At 64.9% G+C, this 25,151-nt stretch carries 21 protein-coding genes and 2 tRNA genes; 14 read left to right on the forward strand and 9 right to left on the reverse strand.

The window, feature by feature from the left end; genetic code table 11:
- The first annotated feature begins 11 nt into the window (after positions 1-11).
- The 11 genes from SB751_RS09785 to phoR all read left to right on the forward strand — a co-directional run bounded on the left by SB751_RS09785 (position 12) and on the right by phoR (position 12,086).
- Positions 12-677 (forward strand): RlmE family RNA methyltransferase, encoded by a 666-nt coding sequence (locus tag SB751_RS09785; RefSeq protein WP_144201922.1) that lies wholly within the window; start codon positions 12-14, stop codon positions 675-677.
- Positions 678-830: 153 nt separating this feature from the next.
- Positions 831-2,714, forward strand: a complete 1,884-nt coding sequence (ftsH, locus tag SB751_RS09790; protein ID WP_144201759.1) for an ATP-dependent zinc metalloprotease FtsH — start codon at positions 831-833, stop codon at positions 2,712-2,714.
- Between the two features lie 84 nt (positions 2,715-2,798).
- Positions 2,799-3,677, forward strand: a complete 879-nt coding sequence (gene folP, locus SB751_RS09795) for a dihydropteroate synthase (protein WP_144201757.1) — start codon at positions 2,799-2,801, stop codon at positions 3,675-3,677.
- Between the two features lie 5 nt (positions 3,678-3,682).
- Positions 3,683-5,026, forward strand: a complete 1,344-nt coding sequence (gene glmM, locus SB751_RS09800) for a phosphoglucosamine mutase (RefSeq protein WP_144201755.1) — start codon at positions 3,683-3,685, stop codon at positions 5,024-5,026.
- 204 nt (positions 5,027-5,230) lie between these two features.
- Positions 5,231-6,262: a phosphate ABC transporter substrate-binding protein PstS gene (gene pstS, locus SB751_RS09805; RefSeq protein ID WP_144201753.1), complete on the forward strand. Its 1,032-nt coding sequence runs from the start codon at positions 5,231-5,233 to the stop codon at positions 6,260-6,262.
- A gap of 140 nt (positions 6,263-6,402) precedes the next feature.
- A complete protein-coding gene (gene pstC, locus SB751_RS09810) occupies positions 6,403-7,368 on the forward strand; it encodes a phosphate ABC transporter permease PstC (RefSeq protein ID WP_092289793.1) in 966 nt (321 codons plus the stop codon).
- Positions 7,365-8,267, forward strand: coding sequence for a phosphate ABC transporter permease PstA (gene pstA, locus SB751_RS09815; protein ID WP_144201751.1), 903 nt, complete (start codon positions 7,365-7,367; stop codon positions 8,265-8,267). Before pstC ends, pstA begins: the two co-directional genes overlap by 4 nt.
- 46 nt (positions 8,268-8,313) lie before the next feature.
- The gene (gene pstB / locus SB751_RS09820; RefSeq protein WP_092289789.1) at positions 8,314-9,102 is read left to right on the forward strand and encodes a phosphate ABC transporter ATP-binding protein PstB; all 789 of its coding nucleotides are present in this window, start codon (positions 8,314-8,316) and stop codon (positions 9,100-9,102) included.
- Between the two features lie 35 nt (positions 9,103-9,137).
- A complete protein-coding gene (gene phoU / locus SB751_RS09825; RefSeq protein ID WP_144201750.1) occupies positions 9,138-9,842 on the forward strand; it encodes a phosphate signaling complex protein PhoU in 705 nt (234 codons plus the stop codon).
- Between the two features lie 35 nt (positions 9,843-9,877).
- A complete protein-coding gene (phoB, locus tag SB751_RS09830; RefSeq protein WP_130389766.1) occupies positions 9,878-10,585 on the forward strand; it encodes a phosphate regulon transcriptional regulator PhoB in 708 nt (235 codons plus the stop codon).
- Between the two features lie 154 nt (positions 10,586-10,739).
- Positions 10,740-12,086, forward strand: a complete 1,347-nt coding sequence (gene phoR, locus SB751_RS09835; protein ID WP_144201748.1) for a phosphate regulon sensor histidine kinase PhoR — start codon at positions 10,740-10,742, stop codon at positions 12,084-12,086.
- 60 nt (positions 12,087-12,146) lie between these two features.
- Here phoR and ppk1 read toward each other — a convergent pair whose 3' ends face one another.
- Complete coding sequence (ppk1, locus tag SB751_RS09840) at positions 12,147-14,267, reverse strand: polyphosphate kinase 1 (protein ID WP_144201746.1); 2,121 nt, start codon at positions 14,265-14,267, stop codon at positions 12,147-12,149.
- Positions 14,268-14,399: 132 nt separating this feature from the next.
- Here ppk1 and ppx point away from each other — a divergent pair, with 132 nt between their 5' ends.
- Positions 14,400-15,932, forward strand: coding sequence for an exopolyphosphatase (gene ppx / locus SB751_RS09845; protein WP_211943748.1), 1,533 nt, complete (start codon positions 14,400-14,402; stop codon positions 15,930-15,932).
- Positions 15,933-16,049: 117 nt separating this feature from the next.
- Here the strand turns inward: ppx and SB751_RS09850 are convergent, their stop codons facing one another.
- The 4 genes from SB751_RS09850 to SB751_RS09865 form a co-directional block, all read right to left on the reverse strand.
- Positions 16,050-16,901, reverse strand: a complete 852-nt coding sequence (locus tag SB751_RS09850) for a GNAT family N-acetyltransferase (RefSeq protein WP_211943747.1) — start codon at positions 16,899-16,901, stop codon at positions 16,050-16,052.
- A gap of 236 nt (positions 16,902-17,137) precedes the next feature.
- A complete protein-coding gene (locus SB751_RS09855) occupies positions 17,138-17,614 on the reverse strand; it encodes a SixA phosphatase family protein (RefSeq protein ID WP_144201740.1) in 477 nt (158 codons plus the stop codon).
- A 179-nt stretch (positions 17,615-17,793) separates the two neighbouring features.
- Positions 17,794-18,015: a translation initiation factor IF-1 gene (gene infA / locus SB751_RS09860; protein ID WP_008641674.1), complete on the reverse strand. Its 222-nt coding sequence runs from the start codon at positions 18,013-18,015 to the stop codon at positions 17,794-17,796.
- 387 nt (positions 18,016-18,402) lie between these two features.
- Positions 18,403-18,479, reverse strand: a tRNA-Pro gene (locus SB751_RS09865).
- A 437-nt stretch (positions 18,480-18,916) separates the two neighbouring features.
- Between SB751_RS09865 and SB751_RS09870 the strand changes: the two genes are divergently transcribed.
- Together SB751_RS09870 and SB751_RS09875 are read left to right on the forward strand one after the other, a co-directional pair.
- The gene (locus tag SB751_RS09870; protein ID WP_410748002.1) at positions 18,917-20,164 is read left to right on the forward strand and encodes a GGDEF domain-containing protein; all 1,248 of its coding nucleotides are present in this window, start codon (positions 18,917-18,919) and stop codon (positions 20,162-20,164) included.
- 64 nt (positions 20,165-20,228) lie between these two features.
- Positions 20,229-20,305 (forward strand) — tRNA-Arg (locus SB751_RS09875).
- An 18-nt stretch (positions 20,306-20,323) separates the two neighbouring features.
- Here SB751_RS09875 and SB751_RS09880 read toward each other — a convergent pair.
- The 4 genes from SB751_RS09880 to fabI form a co-directional block, all read right to left on the reverse strand.
- On the reverse strand, positions 20,324-20,635 hold the full coding sequence (locus SB751_RS09880) for a hypothetical protein (RefSeq protein ID WP_250024591.1): 312 nt from the start codon (positions 20,633-20,635) through the stop codon (positions 20,324-20,326).
- Between the two features lie 5 nt (positions 20,636-20,640).
- Entirely contained in the window at positions 20,641-22,296 is a 1,656-nt protein-coding gene (locus tag SB751_RS09885; RefSeq protein ID WP_250024590.1) for a M30 family zinc metallopeptidase, read from the reverse strand.
- 156 nt (positions 22,297-22,452) lie between these two features.
- The gene (locus tag SB751_RS09890) at positions 22,453-24,132 is read right to left on the reverse strand and encodes an ABC-F family ATP-binding cassette domain-containing protein (protein ID WP_211943752.1); all 1,680 of its coding nucleotides are present in this window, start codon (positions 24,130-24,132) and stop codon (positions 22,453-22,455) included.
- Between the two features lie 161 nt (positions 24,133-24,293).
- The gene (gene fabI, locus SB751_RS09895; RefSeq protein ID WP_211943744.1) at positions 24,294-25,079 is read right to left on the reverse strand and encodes an enoyl-ACP reductase FabI; all 786 of its coding nucleotides are present in this window, start codon (positions 25,077-25,079) and stop codon (positions 24,294-24,296) included.
- Positions 25,080-25,151 lie beyond the last annotated feature (72 nt).

The following is a 25,151-nucleotide window of genomic DNA, read 5'->3' on the forward strand; positions in this document are numbered from 1 at the left end:
ATCAGCAAAAAATGGCAAAGAACAAGTTTAATCACGCGTGGTTGCATGACCACATCAACGATCCCTACGTGAAAATGGCCCAGCGCGAGGGCTATCGCGCCCGTGCGGCCTACAAGCTCAAGGAGATCGACGAGCAGGACAAGCTGATCCAACCGGGCCACGTCATTGTCGACCTTGGCGCCGCCCCGGGCAGCTGGAGCCAGTACGCCCGTAACCGGCTGGCAGCGTCGCCGCGCGCCAAGGATGGCAAGATCGACGGGGCGGTGATCGCCATCGACCTGTTGCCGATGGAACCTGTCGCCGACGTCACTTTTATTCAGGGTGACTTCCGCGAGGAATCGGTATTCCGGGAGTTCGAGGAGGTGGTCCTGGCCGCTTCCGGCGGCACCCGTATCGACCTTGTTATCTCGGACATGGCCCCCAATTTGTCCGGTGTGTCTTCGTCCGATTCGGCCCGGATCGAATATTTGTGCGATCTGGCCCTCGAATTCGCCCAGGCGCACCTGAAACCCGAGGGATCGTTGCTGGTAAAGTGCTTCCACGGCAGCGGTTACAGCCAGATCGTGGAGAAATTCAAGCGCCAATTCAAGGTAGTCGCCAAGCGCAAGCCCAAGGCGTCGCGCGACAAGTCTTCAGAAACCTTTATTCTTGGGCGTTACCTGAAGTCGGTGGACTGAAACGTGCGCCGGACACCCCGGGCGGCTTGCCGGCATGGGGCGCCTCGGGCACTATCGGGACCATAGATTCAGAGATTCCCTGCGGGGGCGGGGGCTGCATTACAATGCAATGCAGCTATCCCGTTGGCAAGGCAATTGCAAAGGAGTTCGGCCTTGAATAACAACCTGTTTCAAAAGGCGGCAATCTGGCTCGTAATCGCGCTGGTATTGTTCACCGTCTTCAAGCAGTTCGACAAACCACGTGCCCAGGACGGTGTCACCTATTCGCAGTTCATGGATGACGCCAAGAACGGCAAGGTGAGCCGCGTCGACGTGCAGGGCCGTAATCTCGTGGTCTCGCCCAAAGAGGGCGCCAAGTACACGATCATTTCGCCGGGCGACATCTGGATGGTCGGCGACCTGATGAAGTATGGCGTCCAGGTAACCGGCAAGGCCGACGACGAGCCGAACGTGCTGGTCCAGGCCCTGTACTACCTCGGGCCGACCTTGCTGATCATCGTCTTCTGGTTCTACATGATGCGGCAGATGCAGGGCGGCGGGAAAGGCGGTGCCTTCTCCTTCGGCAAGTCCCGTGCGCGCCTGATCGACGAAAACCAGAATGCCGTCACGTTCTCGGATGTGGCCGGCTGCGACGAGGCCAAGGAGGAAGTGGTCGAACTGGTCGACTTCCTCAAGGATCCGCAGAAATTCCAGAAGCTGGGCGGCCGCATTCCGCGCGGCGTGCTGCTGGTTGGCCCTCCGGGTACCGGCAAGACGCTGCTGGCGCGTGCCATCGCCGGCGAGGCCAAGGTGCCGTTCTTCAGCATTTCCGGTTCGGACTTCGTTGAAATGTTCGTCGGCGTGGGCGCGGCCCGCGTGCGCGACATGTTCGAGAACGCCAAGAAGCAGGCGCCCTGCATCGTGTTCATCGATGAAATCGACGCGGTCGGTCGCCATCGCGGCGCCGGCATGGGCGGCGGCAACGACGAGCGCGAGCAGACGCTGAACCAGATGCTGGTCGAGATGGATGGCTTCGAGGCCAACTCGGGCGTCATCGTGATCGCCGCGACCAACCGCGCCGACGTGCTGGACAAGGCGCTGCTGCGTCCGGGCCGTTTCGACCGCCAGGTCTACGTGGGCCTGCCGGACATCCGCGGCCGCGAGCAGATCCTGAAGGTGCATATGCGCAAGGTGCCGATCGGCAACGACGTGGACGCGTCGGTGATCGGTCGCGGTACCCCGGGCTTCTCGGGTGCCGACCTGGCCAACCTGGTCAACGAGGCCGCGCTGTTTGCCGCCCGCCGCAACAAGCGCGTGGTGGACATGCAGGACTTCGAGGACGCCAAGGACAAGATCTTCATGGGCCCGGAGCGCAAGTCGACGGTCATGCGCGAGGAAGAGCGCAAGGCCACGGCTTACCACGAGTCCGGCCACGCGGTGGTGGCCAAGCTGCTGCCGAAGGCCGATCCGGTGCACAAGGTCACGATCATGCCGCGCGGTTGGGCGCTGGGCGTGACCTGGCAGCTGCCGGAGCATGACAAGTATTCGAAGTACAAGGACAACATGCTCGACGAGATCGCGATTCTCTTCGGCGGCCGTGCGGCGGAGGAGGTCTTCCTCAACGCCATGAGCACGGGGGCGTCCAACGACTTCGAGCGCGCCACCAAGATCGCCCGCGATATGGTGACCCGTTTCGGCATGAGCGATTCGCTCGGCGCCATGGTGTATGTCGATACGGAGCAGGACGGCATGTTCGGCAAGCTCTCGTCGAAGACCGTGTCCGAGGCCACCCAGCAGAAGGTTGACGGCGAGATCCGTCGCATCATCGACGAGCAATACGCGCTGGCCAAGCGCCTGCTCGAAGATCACCGCGACAAGGTCGAGGCGATGACCAGCGCCCTGATGGAGTGGGAAACGATCGACGCCGACCAGGTGAACGACATCATGGCGGGCAAGCCGCCGCGTCCGCCGCGTGGCGTGTCGGGCCAGAACGGTGGTGGCAACACGCCTCCGGGCGGTTCGCCGGTGGCGCCGACCAACGCGCCCGCCACGGCCTGATCGCGATTGCCCTGCCTTCGCAGGCGGGCAGTTCAGAAGCCGGTGCCCTGCGCACCGGCTTTTTCCATTCCAGGACACCAGATCTTGTCGACCGAGTTCTTCCAGTGCGGGCGCTACCGCTTCGCCCGCAACCGCCGCCCGCTGGTGATGGGCATCCTCAACGTCACGCCTGATTCGTTCTCCGACGGTGGCCAGCATGCGGGCCGCGACGCGGCCCTGCGCCACGCGGAGCAGATGATCGCCGAAGGCGTGGACATCATCGATATTGGCGGGGAATCCAGCCGCCCGGGTTCGGCGGCGCTGCCACTGGACCAGGAACTGGCCCGCGTGATGCCGATCGTCGAGGCCCTGGCGGCGTGTGGCAAACCGTTGTCGATCGACACCTACAAGCCCGAAGTCATGCGTGCGGCACTGGCGGGCGGAGCGGATCTGATCAACGATATCTGGGGTTTCCGCATGCCGGGCGCGGTGGAAGCCGTGTCCGGCGCGGCGGCGGGGCAGGCGGGCCTGTGCGTGATGCACATGCAGCGTGACCCGCAGACCATGCAGGAAGACCCGCAGTACGCGGACGTGGTGGCCGAGGTGGAGGAATTCCTGCGCGAACGGGTGTCAACCCTGCGTGCGGCGGGCGTGGACGACACGCGTATTTCGCTCGATCCGGGGTTTGGATTTGGCAAGACGCCGGATCATAATCTCCGTCTGCTCGGCCAAATGCCGCGCCTGGCCGTGGACGGCCTGCCGATCCTGGCCGGGCTCTCGCGCAAGTCGACGCTTGGCGCCATTCTCGGTGGCAGGCCGCCGCAGCAGCGCGTGGCCGCCAGCCTGGCGGCGGCCGTGTGCGCGGCGGAGCGGGGCGCATTTATCGTGCGGGTGCACGACGTGGAACAGACGGTGGACGCCATCAAGACCTGGTGGGCGATTCGCCATGAATCAGTTGCCGGTACAGGGCAATCGGGAGAATGAAACAGATGACGCGCAAGTATTTCGGGACAGATGGCGTGCGGGGTCGGGTTGGTGAAGCGCCGATCACGCCGGATTTCGTGATGCGACTGGGCTATGCCGCCGGCAAGGTGCTGGCGCTGGGCCAGAAGACCAGCCAGGGCCGGCCGACCGTGCTGATCGGCAAGGACACGCGGATCTCGGGCTATATGCTCGAAGCTGCACTGGAAGCCGGCTTTACGGCTGCCGGCGTGCACGTGCTGCTGACCGGCCCGCTACCCACGCCGGGCGTGGCCTACCTGACCCGCGCGCTGCGGCTGGCGGCGGGCGTGGTCATTTCCGCGAGCCACAATCCGTACTACGACAACGGCATCAAGTTTTTCTCGTCGACGGGCGACAAGCTGCCGGACGAGGTGGAGCAGAAGATCGAAGCCCAGCTCGAGGAGCCGATGGCCTGTGTGCGTTCGGACGATCTCGGCCGCGCGCGCCGCATCGAGGATGCGGCTGGCCGCTACATCGAGTTCTGCAAGAGCACGTTCCCGTATGAGCAGGATCTGCACGGGCTCAAGCTTGTGGTGGACTGCGCCCACGGCGCGGCGTACCACATCGCCCCGCACGTGTTCCATGAACTCGGTGCCGAGGTGATTTCCATCGGTAACCAGCCGGACGGCCGCAACATCAACGCCGGCTACGGCGCCACGGCGCCCGAGAAGCTGATCGAGTCCGTCAAGGCGCACGGCGCGCACCTGGGCCTGGCCTTCGACGGCGATGCCGACCGCCTCCAGGTGGTGGATGCCGACGGCCGGCTCTACAACGGTGACGAATTGCTGTACCTGATCGTCCGTGATCGCCAGGCCGCCGGCCAGCGGGTAGATGGCGCAGTGGGTACGCTGATGACCAACATGGCCGTCGAGTTGGCGCTCAAGCGTCTCGGCGTCGAATTCGTCCGCGCGAAGGTGGGCGACCGCTACGTGCTGGAAGAACTCAACAAGCGCAAGTGGACGCTCGGCGGCGAGGGCTCCGGCCATCTTTTGTGTCTGGATCGTCACACGACGGGCGATGGCATCGTGTCGGCACTCCAGGTGCTGGCCGCGCTGCGCCGCAGCGGCAAGACATTGGCCCAGCTGCTGGAAGGCGTGAAGCTGTTCCCGCAGACGCTGATCAACGTTCGTGTGGAGAAAGGTTTCGACTGGCAGACCCATGCCGGTCTGCAGGCGATGCGCGCCAAGGTCGAGCCCGAACTCGAAGGTCGCGGCCGGGTGCTGATCCGGGCCTCGGGCACCGAGCCGGTGGTCCGTGTGATGGTGGAGGCCGAGCAGGTCGAAACCTCCGAACGCGCCGCCCAGGCGCTGGCTGACTCGCTGCGCGCCTGACCTGACCCGTCCCTGACTAAAAAATGACGCCAGCATGATGCTGGCGTCATTTTTTATGCCTGTTTATCCACTTTTTGCACGTTGTTCATCGGTCACAAGCGCCCATTTAAGAACATCTCGTGTTGTCACGGATCTGTCATACAGAAAGCATAAAGTTCGGATGTCAAAAATTTGTCATTCCCAACCATGTTCTCTGGAGGACATATGAAGCTGGTCAAGACTGCCGTGGCAGGCATCGTTTCGATGGTAGTGATGGGTACTGCGTTCGCGGCGGAAATTACCGGTGCAGGCGCTTCGTTCCCGGCGCCCGTGTATTCCAAATGGGCAGACGCCTACCAAAAAGCTACGGGTAACAAGGTCAACTATCAATCCATCGGTTCGTCGGGCGGCATCAAGCAGATTGGCGCCAAGACGGTCGATTTCGGCGCATCGGACGCCCCGCTGAAGGACGAGGAACTGGCCAAGCAAGGCCTGGTGCAGTTCCCGACCGTGATCGGCGGCGTGGTGCCGGTGATCAACCTGCAAGGCGTGAAGCCGGGCGACCTCACCATCACCGGTGAAGTGCTCGCCAACATCTACCTGGGCAAGATCAAGAAGTGGGACGATCCCGCGATCAAGGCCCTGAACCCGAAGGTCCAGCTGCCGAGCCAGGACATCCTGCCGGTGCGTCGCGCCGATGGCTCGGGCACCACGTTCATCTTCACGAACTACCTGTCGAAGGTCAGCCCCGACTGGAAGAACTCGGTGGGCGAAGGCACCACGGTCAACTGGCCGGGCGGCGGCACGGGCGGGAAGGGTAACGAAGGCGTGGCCGCCTTCGTGCAGCGCCTGAACGGTGCCATCGGCTACGTGGAGTACGCGTACGCCAAGCAGAACAAGATGACCCACCTGAACATGAAGAATGCCTCGGGTGAAGTGGTGCAGCCGGGCGACGACGCCTTCAAGGCCGCCGCCGCCGGTGCGGACTGGAGCAAGACGTACTACCAGATCCTGACCAACCAGCAAGGCAAGACCGCCTGGCCGATCGCTGGCGCCACGTTCATCCTGGTGCACAAGAACCAGGAAAAGGCCGCGCAAGGCACTGAAGTGCTGAAGTTCTTCGACTGGGCCTACAAGAGCGGCGCCAACATGGCCGCTGACCTGGACTACGTGCCGCTGCCGGAATCGGTCGTGAACCAGATCCGCACGACCTGGAAGACCAGCGTCAAGGACGCGTCGGGCAAGGCGCTGTACTAAGCTGCTGTACTGACGGCACGGGCAGGGCGCGAGGATCCACGGGATCGCGTGCCCTGTCATCCGCAGGGCTGGCCGGCCCGCCCAGGTAATCCAACTGAGGCGGGCCGTGCCGCTTGCATCCACGCACTCCATATCCCACCATGGCCACTACGCCCGATCTCCCCGCCGTCCGGCCCCCCAGCCGCATGGGCGACATCCTGTTCGGCGGCCTGACGCGCGGCGCCGCCATCGTGACGCTGCTGCTGCTGGGCGGCATCATCGTCTCCCTGGCGTTCAGCGCCTGGCCCTCGATCCAGAAATTCGGCATCTCGTTCCTGTGGAACGCCGAATGGGATCCGCCCGCCGACGTCTACGGCGCCCTGGTCCCCATTTACGGCACGCTGATCACCTCGATCATCGCGCTCATCATCGCTGTGCCGGTCAGCTTCGGCATCGCCCTGTTCCTGACCGAGCTGTCGCCCGCCTGGCTGCGCCGGCCGCTTGGCACCGCTATCGAGCTGCTTGCCGCCGTGCCCTCCATCGTCTACGGCATGTGGGGCCTGCTCGTGTTCTCGCCCATCTTCGGCGAGTACTTCCAGCGGCCGCTGGCCAATACGATTGGCCAGGTACCCGTGATCGGCAAGCTGTTCCAGGGTGCGCCGCTGGGGATCGGCCTGCTGTGCGCGGGCGTGATCCTGGCGATCATGATCATCCCGTACATCGCCTCGGTGATGCGCGACGTGTTCGAAGTGACCCCGGTGCTGCTGAAGGAATCGGCGTACGGCGTGGGCTGCACCACCTGGGAGGTGATGTGGCGCGTGGTGCTGCCGTACACCCGGGCCGGCGTGATCGGTGGCGTGATGCTCGGCCTGGGCCGCGCGCTCGGCGAGACCATGGCCGTGACCTTCGTGATCGGCAACACCAACCTGCTGGACAACGTCTCGCTGTTCTCGCCCGGCAACTCCATCACCTCGGCGCTGGCGAACGAGTTCGCCGAAGCCGGCGCCGGCCTGCACACGGCCGCGCTGATGGAACTGGGCCTGATCCTGTTCTTCATTACCTTCGTGGTGCTGGCGCTGTCCAAAGTGCTGCTGCTGCGCCTTGCCAAGAATGAGGGGGGCAAATGAACCAAGCCAGCCAAACCGTGTCTGCCACGCAGATCCCGGCCGTTCGCCCCGATGCGGACGCCGTGCGCACCCGGCTGCAGGCTTCGCGCCGGCGCATGAACGTCTACGCGCTGACCGCGTCGCTCGCGGCCATGCTCTTCGGCCTGTTCTGGCTCGCGTGGATTCTCTGGACCACCATCTCGCTGGGCGTGGGCGGCCTGTCGCTCGACCTGTTCACCCAGATGACCCCGGCGCCCAACACCGCCGGTGGCGGCCTGGCCAACGCCATCTTCGGCAGCTTCGTGATGGTGGGCGTGGCCACGCTGTTCGGCACGCCGCTGGGCATCCTGGCCGGCATCTACCTGGCCGAGTATGGCCAGAAGTCCCCGCTGGCCAGCCTGATCCGCTTTATCAACGACATCCTGCTGTCGGCGCCGTCCATCGTGATCGGCCTGTTCGTCTATGCGCTGGTGGTGACGCGCATGGGGCACTTCTCGGGCTGGGCCGGCATCTGTGCGCTGGCGCTGCTGCAGATTCCCATCGTGGTCCGCACCACCGAGAACATGCTGAACCTGGTGCCGAACGCGCTGCGCGAGGCCGCCGTGGCCCTGGGCACGCCGAAGTGGAAGATGGTGATGGCGATCACGGTCAAGTCGTCGTATGCGGGCATCGTCACCGGCGTGCTGCTGGCCGTGGCCCGTATCGCCGGCGAGACCGCGCCGCTGCTGTTCACCGCGCTGTCCAACCAGTTCTGGACCAGCGACCTGAACAAGCCGATGGCCAACCTGCCGGTGACGATCTTCCGCTTCGCGATGAGCCCGTTCACCGAATGGCAGCAACTGGCCTGGGCCGGTGTGTTCCTGATTACCATCGGTGTGCTCGCGCTGAATATCGTCGCGCGCATGCTGTTCAAGAAATAAGCCGGCGCCACGTGCCCCGATCATCGAATTCCAGCGAGACACGAGCATGACCTCTACCGTCATCGACATTCCCGACACCGTGCGCGCCAAGATCGACGTGCGGAACCTGAACTTCTACTACGGTCAGTTCCACGCGCTGAAGCACATCAACATGTCCATCCCGGACCGCAAGGTGACCGCGTTCATCGGCCCGTCCGGCTGCGGCAAGTCCACGCTGCTGCGCACCTTCAACAAGATGTTCGCGCTGTACCCGGAGCAACGGGCCGAGGGCGAGATCAACATGGACGGCGAGAACCTGCTGGCCAGCAAGCAGGACATCGCGCTGCTGCGCGCCAAGGTGGGCATGGTGTTCCAGAAGCCCACGCCGTTCCCGATGTCGATCTATGACAACATCGCCTTCGGGGTGCGCCTGTTCGAGAAGCTCTCGCGCTCCGAAATGGACGACCGCGTGGAGTGGGCGCTCTCGAAGGCTGCGCTGTGGAACGAGGCCAAGGACAAGCTGCACCAGTCGGGCTACGGCCTCTCGGGCGGCCAGCAGCAGCGCCTGTGCATCGCGCGCGGCATCGCCATCCGTCCGGAAGTGCTGCTGCTCGACGAACCGTGCTCGGCGCTGGACCCGATCTCCACCGGCCGCATCGAGGAACTGATTGCCGAACTCAAGGACGAGTACACGGTGGTCATCGTTACCCACAACATGCAGCAGGCCGCGCGCTGCTCGGACTACACCGCCTACATGTACCTGGGCGAGCTGATCGAGTTCGGCGAGACCGAGAAGATCTTCATCAAGCCGCACCGCAAGGAAACCGAGGATTACATCACCGGCCGCTTCGGCTGATCGCAGACCTTCCACGCCCCGGCCAGGAGAACATCATGACTGACAAGCACCTGTCGACCCAGTTCGACGCCGACCTCAACGCGATCAACACCAAGCTGCTGCAGATGGGCGGGCTGGTCGAGTCGCAGATCGAGCTCGCCATGCGCGCGCTGGCGGACTTCGACGCCGATCTGGCTGACCAGGTCATCGCCCGCGAGCAGCAGCTCAACGCGCTGGAAGTGGAGATCGACGCGGACTGCAACAACATCATCGCGCGCCGCCAGCCCACCGCGCGCGACCTGCGCCTGGTGATGGCCATCTCGAAGACCATCACCAACCTGGAGCGCGCCGGCGACGAGGCCGAGAAGGTGGCCAAGCGCACCAAGCACATCATGGAAGACGCGGCGGCGCACAATATCAACTACTCCGAGGTGAAGCTGTCGGGGGAGATGGCCATCACGCTGCTGCGCCAGGCGCTGGATGCCTTCGCCCGGCTGGACACCGTGGCGGCCGCGCGCATCGTCAAGGACGACAAGGCCATCGACGATGAATTCCGCGCCTTCGTGCGCAAGCTGATCACCTACATGATGGAAGACCCGCGCTCGATTTCGGTGGCGCTGGACTTCCTGTTCATCGCCAAGGCGATCGAACGAATCGGCGATCATGCCAAGAATATTGCAGAATTCATCATCTACATCGTCAAGGGGACGGACGTGCGTCATACCTCGCGCGAGGATATGGAGCGCGAAGCGCTGAGCTGACCCTGGCGGCAAGACTGAGAGCGGAGAAAACATACATGCCAAGCAGTATTCTCGTTGTCGAAGACGAACCGGCGATTGCGGAACTGATCGCCGTCAACCTGCAGCACGCGGGGCACTATCCAATCCGAGCGTACAACGCCGAACAGGCGCTGTCGCTGATGAGCGATGTCCTGCCAGACCTCGTGTTGCTGGACTGGATGCTTCCGGGCAAGTCGGGCGCGACCTTCGCCAAGGAGTTGCGTACCAACGACCGCACCAAGCAGATTCCCATCATCATGCTCACCGCCCGCAGCGAGGAGCAGGACAAGGTGATGGGGCTCGAGGCTGGCGCGGATGACTACGTGACCAAGCCGTTCTCGCCCAAGGAGTTGCTGGCCCGCATCAAGGCCGTGCTGCGCCGCCGTGCGCCGCAACTGACCGACGACGTGGTGGCCATCAACGGCCTGCGGCTGGACCCGGCCACGCATCGTGTGACCGGTCAGGACGACACCGGCCCGATCAAGCTCGACCTCGGTCCGACCGAGTTCCGTTTGCTGCATTTCCTGATGACCCATCCGGAGCGTGTGCACAGTCGGTCACAATTGCTCGATCAGGTCTGGGGCGACCACGTGTTCGTGGAAGAGCGGACGGTAGACGTGCACATCAAGCGCCTGCGCGCCGCGCTGACGCCCGGGGGCTACAGCAATATGATCGAGACGGTACGCGGCAGCGGGTATCGGCTGGCACGCTCGCCGAGCCACTGATCCGCCGGCCGCCAGATCCTGGCAAGTCTGGCGCGGAGCAGCAGTAAGAGGGGCCGCGCCGGCACCATCGCCACGGCGGAATCGTGGCACACTCCGTCGCAATGACTGCGGTCGACCCGGCATCCGGCCGGCCGCCTGACTCCACATCCCTCTCATGAATGTCATCTGGGCCCGATCTGCGGCCATCCTCGTCAGCCTGGCGGTCATCGCCGCCGGTCTGTACGTCTTTGTGGGGCCGGTAGCCGGCCTGACCTTCCTTTGTATCGCGCTGTTCCTGCAGCTTTGCTACTACCTGTTCCAGATCAACCGGCTGTGGAAGGTGCTCGACGCCCCCGCCTATGGCGAAATCCCGAGCGCGCTGGGGCTCTGGGGCGAGGTCTATTACCGGCTGCATCGGCTGGTCAAGCGCTGGCGCACGCAGGTGCTCCAGGTGGAGCAGCAGCACACGCGCTTTATCCAGGCCATCCAGGCATCGCCGTACGGTGTGCTGATGCTGGACGACGCCGACCAGATCGAATGGTGCAACGGCGTGGCCGAGCAGCATTTCGGCCTGAACGCGCGGCGCGATGTGCGCCAGCGCATCACGCACCTGATCCGCCGCCCCGAGTTCATCCAGTATCTGACCCGAGAACGCTACGACGAACCGCTGGTCATGCGCGACATGGGCGAGCACAAGCGCAACATCACCTCTGTCCAGATCCTTCCTTACGGCGAGAGCCGCAAGCTCGTGCTGACGCAGGACATCACCAAGGTGGAAAACACCGAAGCCATGCGGCGCGATTTCGTGGCCAATGTGTCGCATGAATTGAAGACGCCGCTGACCGTGCTTACCGGCTTCCTGGAGACGGTGCGCGACCTGCCGGTGTCCGAGGAAGACCGCAGGCGCTACGTGGACCTGATGCTGGTGCAGTCGATGCGCATGCAGCGCATTGTCGAAGACCTGCTGGCGCTGGCCAAACTGGAGAGCGATGTGCAGCCGCCGACACAGGACCGCGTACACGTGGGTGCGCTGGCGGCCCACCTCGTGCACGATGCGGAGGCGCTGTCGCAGGGCCGCCACCAGATCGCTGCGGAGATCGACGCAGGCGTGGTGCTGCGCGGGGCGGAGAGCGAGCTGTTGTCGGCGCTGGGCAATCTGGTGTCGAACGCGGTGCGCTACACGCCGGACGGCGGGCGGATTGCGATCCGGCTGAGCTATACCGACGGGCATTCGGTGTTTTCGGTCAGCGATACGGGGCTGGGCATTGCACCCGAGCACATCCCGCGCCTGACCGAGCGGTTCTACCGCGTGGACCGCAGCCGCTCTCGCGACACGGGCGGTACCGGTCTGGGACTGGCCATCGTCAAGCACGTCCTGTCGCGCCACCATGCGGACCTGCGCGTGACCAGCGAGGTCGGGCGCGGCAGCACCTTCCGGATCGTCTTCCCGACGGACCGCAGCGGCTATGAGCCGGCGGCCGTGGCACCGCAACTGCCGGACCCGCGCCGCCACGCGGCGTAACACAGGGTCACGGCAAATCGCCCCCTCCCGCACGCGGGAAGGGGCGAATCGGCGAACCTCTCAGTTCCCGAACATCCTCAGCAGTTCCGCCTGGCTCACGAGCTGCCGCTTGGCCACCGAGCGCTTGCGCACGTACTGGCCGTCCGGCTGCATGAGCCACGCCGACGCGTTGTCGCGCAGGTGCACCTGCAGGCTTTCCTTGATCACGCGCGCCTTCAGCGTGCGATCCAGCACCGGGAAGGCCACCTCCACGCGGCGGAACAGGTTGCGATCCATCCAGTCGGCGCTCGACAGGTAGAGCACGTCCTCGCCATCGGCACGGAAGTAGTAGACCCGATGGTGCTCCAGGAAGCGGCCTACCACCGACCGCACGGTGATGTTGTCCGACATCCCCGGCACGCCCGGCCGCAGCGCGCACACGCCGCGCACGATCAGGTCGATCTTCACGCCGGCGCGCGACGCCTTGTAGAGTTCGTCGATGATCGACGGCTCCAGCAGCGCATTCATCTTGGCGATGATGCGCGCCCGCTTGCCCGCCCGCGCATTGCGCGCCTCCGCGCGGATATGCTCCACGAGGTTGCTGTGCATCGTGAACGGCGACTGCCAGAGGTGGTTCAGCCGGATCGTGCCCGCGGTGCCGGTGAGCAGCTGGAACACGTGGTGCACGTCTTCGCAGACCTTCTCGTTGGCGGTCAGCAGGCCGAAGTCCGTGTACAACCGGGCGGTGCGCGGATGGTAGTTGCCGGTGCCCAGGTGGGCATAGCGGCGCAGGGTCACCTGCTTGGCCTTCGGACCGGCTGCCTCGCGCCGCACGATCAGCAGCATCTTAGCGTGGCACTTGTGGCCCACCACGCCGTAGACCACGTGGGCGCCGGCGGACTCGAGCCGCTCTGCCCAGTTGATGTTGGTCTCCTCGTCGAAGCGCGCCAGCAGCTCCACCACCACCGTGACTTCCTTGCCATTGCGTGCGGCGGTCATCAGCGCTTCCATGACCGCCGACTCGTTGCCGGTGCGGTACACGGTCTGCTTGATCGCCACGACATTCGGGTCGGCCGCGGCGAGTTGCAGCAGGTCGAGCACGGAGGTGAAGCTCTCGTACGGATGGTGCAGGAGCACATCCTGCTGGCGGATCACGTCGAACATGCCCAGTCCGGCCTGGAGCGGCTTGACCGGCGCCGGCACGTGCGGCGGGTATTTGAGGGCAGGGCGGTCGACCAGATCGGGAATCTGCATCAGCCGCACCAGGTTCACCGGGCCGCTCACGCGGTACAGGTCCTGCTCGGTCAGGCCCGATTCCAGCAGCAGCCGGCGCGAGAGCGCGGGCGGAGTATCGGACGACACCTCGAGCCGCACCGTATCGCCGAAATGCCGGGCCGGCAGCTCGCCCTGGAGCGCCTCGCGCAGGTCGGTGATGTCGTCTTCGGAGACGAACAGGTCGGAATTGCGGGTGACGCGGAACTGATAGCAGCCCTCCACGTCGATGGCGGGGAACAGTTCATGCACGAACGCCTGCATGAATGAGGACAGCATCACAAAGCCATATGGGTAGCCGGACAGCTTCTCCGGCATGCGCACCACGCGTGGCAGCGCGCGCGGCGCCTGCACGATGGCGAGGTCGGCGTCGCGGCCGAAGGCGTCCTTGCCGGACAGTTCGACCACGAAGTTCAGGCTCTTGTTGAGCACGCGCGGAAACGGATGCGCGGGATCCAGCGCGATCGGCGTCAGCACCGGACCAAGCTCGCGCGTGAAGAAGTCGCGCGCCCATTGGCGCTGGTCGTCGGTCCAGGTGTTGGTCAGGTGAAAAAACACGCCTTCCTGCTCGAGCGCGGGGAAGATCACGTTCTGCAGCATGTCATACTGCGAGGCCACAAGCCGCTGTGTGCGCTCCGTGACGAGCTGATAGGTCTGGAGGAAGGAGAGACCATCGGGCGTCAGGCCCGATGCGTTATCGCGCATCTGCTCCTTCAGCCCCGCCATGCGGATTTCAAAAAACTCGTCCAGATTGCTGGAGACGATGCAGATGAACTTCAGCCTTTCCAGCAGCGGTACGTTGGGGTCGGCGGCTTGCGCCAGCACGCGCGCATTGAATTCCAGAATGCCAAGCTCGCGGTTCAGCAGCGTGCCGGGCGGCGTCGTCATCATGTGTAGAACCTTATTTTGGCGATGTGGCGACTTTTTCATAGAATCGTGTCAATTTGATGACACTTTGATTTTGTCATGATGTGGACATGACAAGGACATAATCTTACGCGTTTGGCCGGTTTGCGCGTTTCTTGCCAAACTTGCACCGATCCTGCGCTACTTACGCACGCAATGACACAGAATCCCCGCCTGCTGGCCGCCGTCGACATGGGTTCCAACAGCTTCCGCCTGATGATCGGGCGGGTGGACGAGACGCCCACGGCCTCCGGCCCCGCCAGCCAGATCTTCCAGGTGGATGCCCTGCGCGAGCCCGTGCGGCTTGCTGCCGGCCTCACGCCTGACAAATACCTCGACCAGCCCGCCCGGCGGCGTGGCATCGACGCGCTGCGCCGCTTTGGCGACCGCCTGCGCGACTTCTCGCCCGAGCACGTGCGCGCCGTGGCCACCAACACGCTGCGCGTGGCCAAGAATGCGTCCGAATTCCTGATCGAGGCGGAAAGTGCGCTCGGCTTCCCCATTGAAGTGATCGCCGGGCGCGAAGAGGCGCGGCTGATCTACCTCGGCGCCTCGCATGACGCGCCGGCCTGCCAGGGCAATCGGCTGGTGGTCGACATCGGCGGCGGTTCCACCGAGTTCATCATTGGCAGCGGCTATCAGTCCAAGCTGATGGAAAGCCTTTATATCGGATGCGTGTCGCACAGTCGCCAGTTCTTTCCCAGCGGCAACGTGGATGAATACGCGTTCAAGCAGGCCGAGCTGGCCGCGCGGCGCGAGATCCAGGTGCTGGTGCGCCAGTATCGGGCGGCGGGCTGGCAGCAGGCGGTGGGATCATCCGGCACGGCGCGTGCGCTGGCCGAGTTGATCGAACTGAACGGCATGAACGACAACCCGGCCGAGCATGGCATCACGCGCGAGGGCCTGGAGCGGCTCAAGCGCGCGCTGATCAAGGCCGAGAACGCCAATCGCGTGAAGCTTGCCGGCCTCAAGGCCGACCGCATCCCGGTACTGCCGGGCGGTCTGTCGATCATGCTGGGCGTGTTCGCCGAACTCGACGTGGACCGGATGGACGTGACCGACGGCGCGCTACGGCTGGGCGTGCTGTACGACCTGCTCGGCCGTAGCCACCACGAGGACATGCGCACGGTCACCGTCGACCAGTTCATGCGCCGCTACGGCGTGGACCGCGCGCAGGCCAGCCGGGTAGGGCTGGCCGCGCGCGAACTGCTCGCCCAGTTCCCCGATCCGCCGAACGAGCGCCGCGACGACAACCTCGCCCTGCTGGGCTGGGCCGCGAGTCTGCACGAGATCGGCATGTCGATTTCGCATAGCGGCTATCACAAGCACTCGGCCTATATCGCCACGCATGCGGACATGCCGGGCTTCTCGAAAACCGACCAGGCACGGCTGGCGACGCTGCTGCTGGGCCATGCGGGCAAGCTGGGCAAGCTGTCCGGCAGCGGCAAGTTCGTCGACTGGCGCATGCTGTTCAGCCTGCGTCTGGCGTTTGTACTATGCCGGCGCCGTGCGGACGTGAAGCTGCCCGAGATCGAGGTCAGCCAGCGGTCGGATGCGCTCGATGAAGGTTTCGAGGTGCGGTTGCCCAAGGTGTGGATCGACGCGAACCCGCTCGTCGAGTACAGCCTCGCGCAGGAGTCCGACGAATGGGAGCGCGTGGGCAAGCGCTACAAGGTGGTGTACGTCTGATTCGTCAGGCGTTCGCGCAGCCAGCAAAAAAGGCGACCCCGTTTCCGGAGTCGCCTTTTTTCATGCCGATGAAATGTGCCGTTTCGATCGGGGAGCCGACAGGCTTCGGTCGCGGACTCAGCCGCGGTTGAGGCCCAGGAAATGGCGGGCGTAGCGCGGGTTCATGTCGCTCACGCGCAGCAGCGTCAGGAAGTCGGCCACGTTGAAGTCGGGGTCCCACGCCGGCTCGCCGCAGATCTTCGCGCCCAGGCGCAGATAGCCCTTGATCAGTGCCGGCGGTTCCACGTCGAGCGACTGGTTCAGGTTTTCCACCGGCAGGCGCGTGCGCGGGAACGCGTGGTACTCGATCGGTGCCAGGAACTTCTCTGCGAACAGACGATGAAGGCTGGCCGCGTAGTGGCCGCCGTCGCTCATCGGCACGCTGGCGCAGCCGAGCATCGACTCGAGGTTGTAGCGTTGCAGGTATTCGCCCAGCCCGGCCCAGAGCGCCATGATGACGCTGCCCGAGCGGTAGTCGCGGTGCACGCACGAGCGGCCCAGCTCCAGCATCTTGGGGCGCAGGTGCGCCAGGCGCACGAGGTCGAATTCGGATTCGGCGTACAGGCAGCCGACGCGCTTGGCCTGGTGCGGGGGCAGCACGCGGTAGGTGCCCACCACGCGCAGCGTTTCCTGGTCGCGCACGATCAGGTGGTCGCAGTAGGCGTCGAACATGTCGACATCGGTGCCAGTGGACGACGACTGGAGCCGCGCGCCCATTTCTTCGGCGAAGACCTTGTAGCGCAGGCGCTGCGCCTCGGCTACTTCGTCCTGGTGACGTGCCCACGCCACACTGAAAGCAGGCGCTGGAGCTTGTGTATGGGTTTGGTGCTGTGCTGGCTGACGAGGAAGACGGCTCCGCGCCGACTGACCGGAGCGGCCAGTGGGCAGAGCGTCAAACAGCGGCTGGGTAGGCGTCGGAAGGTCGCGCATGTATGTCCTTTCGGTGACGAAACGGCTTCGAAACAATGTAGAGAGGGCCGGTGACAGTGCCGTGAAGCAGCGATGACGCTTCCATGACGTCCCTCTTCCAGGGAGGCGCATTACCGACTCTAGCCAGCGGCCTTTCGTACCGCCATCGTCGTTATCCGAAAAAAAGACAGGTATTGCAGTTTGAGGTACATGCCTCGGAATTGCGGCAGATCCATTGCGGACCTGCGTGCATCGTCCTAGAGAAAATCGGGACCGGTGACGGCGCGCAGGACAACCTGGGCCTCGGTGTCGCGCGTGCGCGCAGACAGCCACCAGATGCCGCTCTTCTTCACGCTCCAGTTGATTTCGTGGCCCGCCAGCAACAGGCTGGCCAGGCGGCCAATCCATGGCTGGTGGCCCACCACCACGGTGTGCTCGTGGCCCTGCGGCCAGTCGATCGCGGCGAGGATGGCGCTGACATCGGCGCCCGGCGCGAGGTCCGGCATGACTTCCACCTTGCGACTGAGTGCGCCGGCCGTCTCGCGCGTGCGCAGGGCCGGGCTGCAGACCACGCGATGATCGGCGGGCAGATGGGCACGCAGCCATGCGGCGGAGGCCTCGGCCTGTTTGCGGCCGCGCCGCGTGAGGGGGCGTTGCAGGTCGGCGCTGCGCGAGAGGCTGAGGGGGGCAGGCAGGTCCTCGGCTTCGGCGTGGCGCCACAGGATCAGATTCATGTCGGCAGGTATTCGTTGTGCCTTGAGTATGGTGAAGCGGGTGGCCGGAGGCAAGACGCGGGATGCGCGTCGTCAAACGAATCGCCGGAAACAAAACGGGCCGCCCGAAGGCAGCCCGTCAGTGTCGGCGGGGGCGATGTCAGCCGCGTGACAGCGGCGCTCGCCCAATCGGCGCGAACTCAGGATTTGTGGCGGAAATTGATGCGGCCCTTGGTCAGGTCGTAGGGCGACATTTCGAGGGTCACGCGGTCACCGGCCAGAATGCGGATACGGTGCTTCTGCATCTTGCCCGAGGCGTATGCCCAGATTTCCACGCCGTTTTCCAGCGTGACGCGATAACGGTTGTCGGGCAGGGCTTCCGACACCACGCCGCCAAATTCAATGAGTTCTTCCTTAGCCAATCTGTTTTCCTTTGCGGCAGCCCCGAGAGCTGCGTAAGTTTTTAGGGAATGCGTGTGAAGCACCCGACGAATGATGGATCGGGCTGGACCGTGCCGTGGCACGGCCCTGTGCGTCTCGGGACAGGCGGGCAAGGTGTTTCCGGGTCTGGCCGGCCGCGACATACCCCGAATCTGGGGGTGCGGCGCCGAAAAATCCAGTGTGCCTGGCGGCACGGACCCGGTTACAGGGCATGCTCAGATACCCCGGAACTGACGCGGGATTATAGCACGCCTGGCGTTGCAGCATGGCGCAGCCGCTGGCGCGGCGCCATGAAAAAAGGGCCTACGCCGAAGACGTAAGCCCTTGATTCCACAACTTGTTCTACTGCCTAAAACTGCCTGCAAAACTGGTCGGAGCGATAGGATTCGAACCTACGACCCTCTGATCCCAAATCAGATGCGCTACCAGGCTGCGCTACGCTCCGAAGCCGGCGATTCTAGCCCGGTACGGCTCGCGCGGTCAATCACGACGTGCAATGATCATTTCTGGTGCCAAAACGTGACGTAATCGGCGCTGCGCCCAACACCCCGCTTCAGCGGGGCGCTTTGGGCTTGACTTGGTTCCGGGCGCTGACATAATCCGCACACCGCAAAGGTCCGACCGGCGCATGTCGCCGGGATGCTGTTCCCATCCGGACCCGGTCCCGATTATCACAACAATGGTGCGCCAGCCGCCGCGAGCGACGCGAGCGGCGCGGCAGTGCCTGAGCCACGCCCCACCGGTGCCCTTGCGCCACCGGCTGCCCAGGGCGCCCGGAACCTGCGGAAACAAAACAGGACGGCCATCGCAGGCCGCAAACAGAAGGTGGTTTCCCGGTGCCGTGCGGAGCACCTGGCGATGCCTCGGTGAACGGGAAGGAAGATGTTTCAGTCGCAGGTGGTAGTGCTGATCGCAGGCCTGTTTGCGCTGCAGATGGCGGTCGTCTGTGCCGTATTGCGGCGCGCGCCGGGGATGGAGCGTAGCGGGCTGACCTCGTGGGCGTTGGGGGACCTGATTGTCACGCTCGCGGTGGTGCTGCTGGCGGCCCATGCGTGGCGCGCCGAATGGCCGCTCCACGGCTTGCCCGAGCTGGCGCTGAGCGTGGGATTGTCGATGATGGTCTATGGCACACGCCATTTCGTCGGCAGGCCGGGTCGGGGCAGGGTGCTGGCCATCGCCAACCTGCCGGCCCTGGTCGCCGTGGGGGCTCATGCGGCCAGCCACCTTGCGCCGGCCTCGCTGCCGGAGTCGGCGTCGCTCGGGGTGTCGCTCTCGCTGGCCGCTTCCTGTATACAAATACTGCTGTCGCTCGAGATCATCCGCATCACGGCGCCGTGCGTGTCGGAGAAGCGTGGCACCGGGCGGCTGGCTGCGCTGTGCCTCTGTTTCGTGGCGCTGGCCTGCGCTGCGCTGGCAGGCATGCAGGTGCTGCCGATGCTGGAGGCGCTGGGCCAGACGCGCCCGCGCACGCCGGTCGATGCCGATGGTGGCGTCACGGTCTGGTTCGTGTTCGGGGTGGTGGGGTTGTCGGTCAGCTTCGCGCTGATGGCGCACGATCGGCTGCGCCGGATGCTGGAGCGTCGCGCGCGGCACGACGACCTGACTGATGTGCTCTCGCGCGGCGCGTTCTGGGAGGAGCTCGAGCTGGCCTGCAAGCAGGCAGAACGCACGCGCCAGTCGTTCACCGTGGCGTTCATCGACCTCGATCACTTCAAGGCGATCAACGACCTGTATGGCCACCTGGCCGGCGACAGCGTACTGCGCCACTTCGCCGGGCTGCTGCGCAAGGCCGCGCCGCCGGGGGCGGTGCTGGGGCGACTGGGTGGTGAGGAATTTGCCATCGTCCTGCCCGATACCGGGATGGAAGCGGGCCGTGCAGTGAGCCTGCGGCTGAACGCGATCGTGCGCGGCGCGCCGTGCCCCTCGGAACCGGACCCGATTGCCTATACCGTCAGTATCGGCATGGCCGAGCGGCAGGCTGGCGAAAACGCCGATGCCGTCATGCGCCGTGCCGACCGTGCGCTCTACGACGCCAAGCAGATGGGCCGCAACTGCGTGTCGTCGCACGACAGCGGCGAGCCGGTCGGCATGCCGCGCCGGCCCCGCGTGCGCGAGCGCGAATCCACCTGATTTCGCGCGCGCGGTGGAGTAGAATGCTGGCCTTGCCACCACGGCAAGGCTCGTGGCACCCCGGCCGCCCTTAGCTCAGTTGGATAGAGCACTCGCCTTCTAAGCGAGCGGTCAGAGGTTCGAATCCTCTAGGGCGGGCCAAGTCTTCATGCGGAAGGTTCACGGCGGCGCCGTGCTTTCCACCTCCAGGGCAGGCATCCAGGTTCCGGGTGCCGGCGCCCGTCGTACCGTCCCCCTGACCGTTGTCCGCCGGCCCACCAGTGGCCGAGCCAGCGCGATGCTGATCCCGGTCAACTCCCATATCGTCTGATCGTCCACCTGCAGCACGGCCATGGGGTGGGGCGCATTGCCGATGATCCGCACCTCGCCCGTGAGTGAGATGCGCGCGCCCAGCGCCGGGGGCGGTGTCGACCCGACGCAGGCCGCGAGGCAACCGGCTGCCGCCATGGCCAGAAGGCTGCGCTTTGTCACGCTCCTCATTGGATGACCACCGAAAGCGCGGTGCCGGGCGGCACGCTCACCCGTTCGCTATAGATACCGTGCAGCGCTGGCCTGGCGATGGGAATGCTCGCGTACGGCTGCAGTTGCGCCGGCACGGATTGCGTTAGCGCGCGGATCCCGGCCAGATTCTGCGGATCGATCAATGGCAGTCGGAGCGCACCGTCGATGCGCGCCGGAAAGCCGTAGCCAGCGGGGCTGTCGGCGGCCCGCATCAGCGATCCGGCTGTCGCCGAGAAGCGGCGGAACTGCTCGCCGAGCCCCGTGCCGGTGCTCTCCGCCCAAATCGCCGAGTCAAGGACTGCCAGGGAGTTCTCGCTGCTCACGTCGCGCAGCAGCCGCGAGAGGAATCCTGCGCCAAGCTGGCGATTGAGAAACCCGCCCAGCGAGCCCGACACCGAGTAGCTCTCGCACGTATCCCCGAACGGTTCCCACGTGGTCAGGCTGCAGTTGTACATGCCGTTGCGGATCCCGATGTAGTCGCGGAACCGGATATCGCGAATCTCGTTCATGGCCGGGTCGATGGCATGCCCGGCGAAGTCCTCCATCATCATCGCGGTGGCTTCGTCGAGCCAGGTATCGAACAGGTATTTCGGGCCGTGGCCGGCGCCCCGGCGGTAGAAGTTCTGCAAGTGCATGCCTTCATGCGCCATGGTGCTGGCGACTACCCTCACGGCAGCGTCATTCGCAGCGTACAGCAATTCCGAGTTCAGGAAGAAGCCCACCGCTTCGTTGCTATGGGGAAAGCCGGCACTGCGCCGGATCACGTCGCGTGCATAGAAATAGCCCATCAGCCGCGCGGATGGATTGTCGCTGGTCAGCTTGAGAATGACGATATCGAGCGGTTGACCGGTACCGGGGATCAAATCCGCGTACCCATGCGCGCCCCAGAGCGGCCCGCCCACGTGTGTCAGCAGGTCGTAGACCTTGCCCGGCCCCAGGAAACTGGCGGCAAGCGCGTCGATGGTGGCGTCACTGACCTTGGCAGGGCCGTGCTCGGTATTCTCGATCCAGAAGTTGACGGCCGTGCCATCACTGGCCTGTGACTGGCGCACCAGGGCCGCGGTGTGCGGCTGGTCTTGCGCGTCATGCCAGGTGCGGGTCTCGTTGAGCGTGGCCTGGCGCGGGGTGATCCGCGCCTCCCGCGCCTCCCGCGCCGCCAGGGGGCGTGTGGCCGCCAGCCGGGCCCAGCCGTGGGCGTTGAATTCGCCGATGCGTCGCATGAGGGTGCTTTCCTCCCCATCGAGGCGCCAACTCTTGCCGATCGCCGACGCGGATGCCTTGGGCACCAGCGGCAGGGCCGGCATTGCCTGCGGCTCGGCGCCCTGGTTGGTGAAGACCAGCGTGACGTCGTGCCCGGAGAGCCCCCGGATATTGACCGGCACATCGACCGGGGCGGCGCTGGCATTCACATGCCGCCAGACCCCCACGTGGGTGCCGGCATACGTATTGGCGTCGACGGCGCCACAGCCGGTGCAAGCGACCGACAGCAGATCGGCCGAAGGCTGGGGAGCAGCCGGGGCGGGTGGATTGGGTGGGACAGGCGGCGCAGGGGGATGGTCGGACCCGCCATCGCCGCCGCACCCGCTAAGCCCGCCAACGATGCAGCACGCCAGGGCCAGCTTTTTCATCATGATCCTTTCCTCTTCGAGTTGGAAAGGAAGGTTTTTCCATGGGCCGCCTGTCTGGTGATTGATCCGGATCAGTTGCCCGGAGAGATTCGCAATTGTTCTATCTGAGGGGCATCAACACGGGTCCCCGCAAAAGATTGCAGTCCGATGAAGGGCTTCTCAGGCGATGACCGTCGGCGCCGCGGCAGCTTGCTCGCGCATGCGACGGGCTTCGTCGCGCAGGAACTGCTGGTAATCGTCCAGATCGCCGTCGAAGGGCTCGACGCCGCCCTTGGTGACCAGCCAGAATTCATCGCAGACAGCGCGCAGCAGGGCCCGGTCGTGACTGACCAGCATCACCGTGCCTTCGAATTCATTGAGTGCCATGCCTAGCGCTTCGCGCGTGGCCAGGTCGAGGTGGTTGGTCGGCTCGTCGAGCAGCAGCAGGTTGGGGCGCTGCCACACGATCATGCACAACACGAGCCGCGCTTTTTCGCCGCCGCTCATCGTGTGGACCGCCTGATGGACCATGTCGCCACTGAAGTTGAAGGTGCCGAGGAAGGTGCGCAGGGACTGCTCGGTGCCACTCTGGCCGGGGGCGCGCATGTGCGGCGGCGTGTCCTTGGCCAAGCGGATCATGTGCTCCATTGGCGTGTCGAGCGGGCGCAGCACATCGAGTTCCTGCTGCGCGAAGTAGCCGATATTCAGGCCCTTGCCTTCGCTGATTTCGCCGGCCACGGGCGCCAGCGCGTGCGCCACTGTCTTCACCAGCGTGGACTTGCCCTGGCCGTTGGCACCGAGAATGCCGATGCGCTGCCCGGCCAGCACGGAACGGTTGATGCCCTTTACGATGACCGTGGGCGGCGTGCCTGGCAGCGCGCCGGCCGGCGCCGGGTAGCCGAAGCTTGCGTCCAGCATCGACAGCAGCGGGTTCGGGACGTTGAGAGGCTCCTTGAACTCGAAGTTGAACTCCGCATCGGCAAGCACCGGTGCAATCTTCTCCATGCGTTCAAGCGCCTTGACCCGGCTCTGCGCCTGCTTCGCCTTCGAGGCCTTGGCCTTGAAGCGGTCGATGAACTTCTGCAGGTGGGCGATCTTGTCTGCCTGCCTCGCCACCGCGGCCTGCTGCAACACGAGCTGCTCGGCGCGCATGTCTTCGAACTTGCTGTAGTTACCGCCGTAACGCACCAGCTTGGCATTGTCGACGTGCACCGTCACCTGCGTCACGGCGTCGAGGAACTCCCGGTCGTGGCTGATCACGACCATGGTCCCCTGATAGCGCTTGAGCCAGGCTTCCAGCCAGACCAGTGCGTCGAGGTCAAGGTGATTGGTCGGTTCGTCGAGCAGCAGCAGGTCGGATGGGCACATGAGCGCGCGCGCCAGTTGCAGTCGCATGCGCCAGCCGCCGGAGAAGCTGTTGACCGGCTGGCTGAGCTGCGCGGCACCGAAACCAAGGCCCAGGATCAGCGCCTGGGCACGTGCGGGGGCATCGTGTGCACCAGCGTCGTGCAGGGCCATGTAGGCGTGCGCCATGCGCATGCCGTCGTCGCTGGCCTCGGCGGCGGCAACTTCGGCCTGTGCGGCCAACAGCACGGTGTCACCCTCGACGACGAAATCGGTAGCGCTTTGCTCGGTCTCCGGCATCTCCTGCGCGACCTGGCCCATCTTCCACGCGGCGGGAATCGAGAACTCGCCGCTGTCTTCGTGCAGCGTGCCGTTGAGCAGGGCAAAGAAGGACGACTTGCCGGCGCCGTTGCGGCCGACAAGACCAATTTTCTCGCCGGGGTTGAAGGTGACGGACGCGCGGTCGAGCACGACGTTGACGCCGCGACGCAGCGTGACATTACGAACGGAAATCATGGGGGAGCTACTTCGGGGAGGATCGCCATGATAGCCGACCGGACACCTGAGGCCGTCTTTGTTGCAGTGCAGCAAAGACGGCGGAAGGCAATCGACGAAGAAACGCAAAAAAAAACGCCCCGGCTGGGGCGCTCTCCATGGTCGCAGGCCGTGTGCCGGGATTACTCCCCCACGCCCCCCGCGCCGACAACATTGAAACCACCGTCGACATAGGTGATCTCGCCCGTCACGCCGCTGGACAGATCGGACAGCAGGAAGGCGGCTACGTTGCCCACCTCCTCGATCGTCACGTTGCGGCGCAGCGGCGCGGCTTCCTCGAAATGCTTGAGAAGCTTGCCGAAGTCCTTGATGCCGGACGCAGCCAGCGTCTTGATCGGGCCGGCCGAAATGCCGTTGGCGCGGATCCCGCGCCCGCCCACGGCTTCGGCGAGGTAGCGCACGCTTGCCTCGAGCGACGCCTTGGCCAGGCCCATGGTGTTGTAGTTCGGAACCACGCGTTCGGCGCCGAGGTAGGTCAGCGTGAGGAGCGATGCCTTGTCGGACAGCAGCGGCAGCGCGGCCTTGGCCAGTGCAGGGAAGCTGTAGGCCGAGATGTCATGCGCGATGCGGAAGCCTTCGCGCGACAGCCCGTCCAGGAAATTGCCGGCGATGGCTTCGCGCGGCGCGAAGCCGATCGAATGCACCAAACCGTCGAATTTTTCCCAACGCTGCCCCAGCGCGGCGAAAGTCGCGGTAATCTGCTCATCGCTGCCCACGTCGCACTCATAGATCATGTCGGAGCCGAATTCCTTGGCGAAGTCGCTGATGCGGTCCTTGAAGCGTTCGCCGACATAGGTGAAGGCCAGCTCGGCGCCCTCGCGCTTGCACGCGGAGGCGATGCCATAGGCGATCGAGCGGTTGGACAGCAAGCCGGTGATCAGGATCCGCTTACCTGCCAGAAATCCCATAAGTTCTCCAAGATATGTGAGGGTGGGGCGGGCATGTTTCATGCTCGGCCCCCGGGGCCGGTGCACGACGGG

Source organism: Cupriavidus sp. SIMBA_020, from assembly GCF_046535395.1.
GTDB lineage: Bacteria > Pseudomonadota > Gammaproteobacteria > Burkholderiales > Burkholderiaceae > Cupriavidus > Cupriavidus campinensis.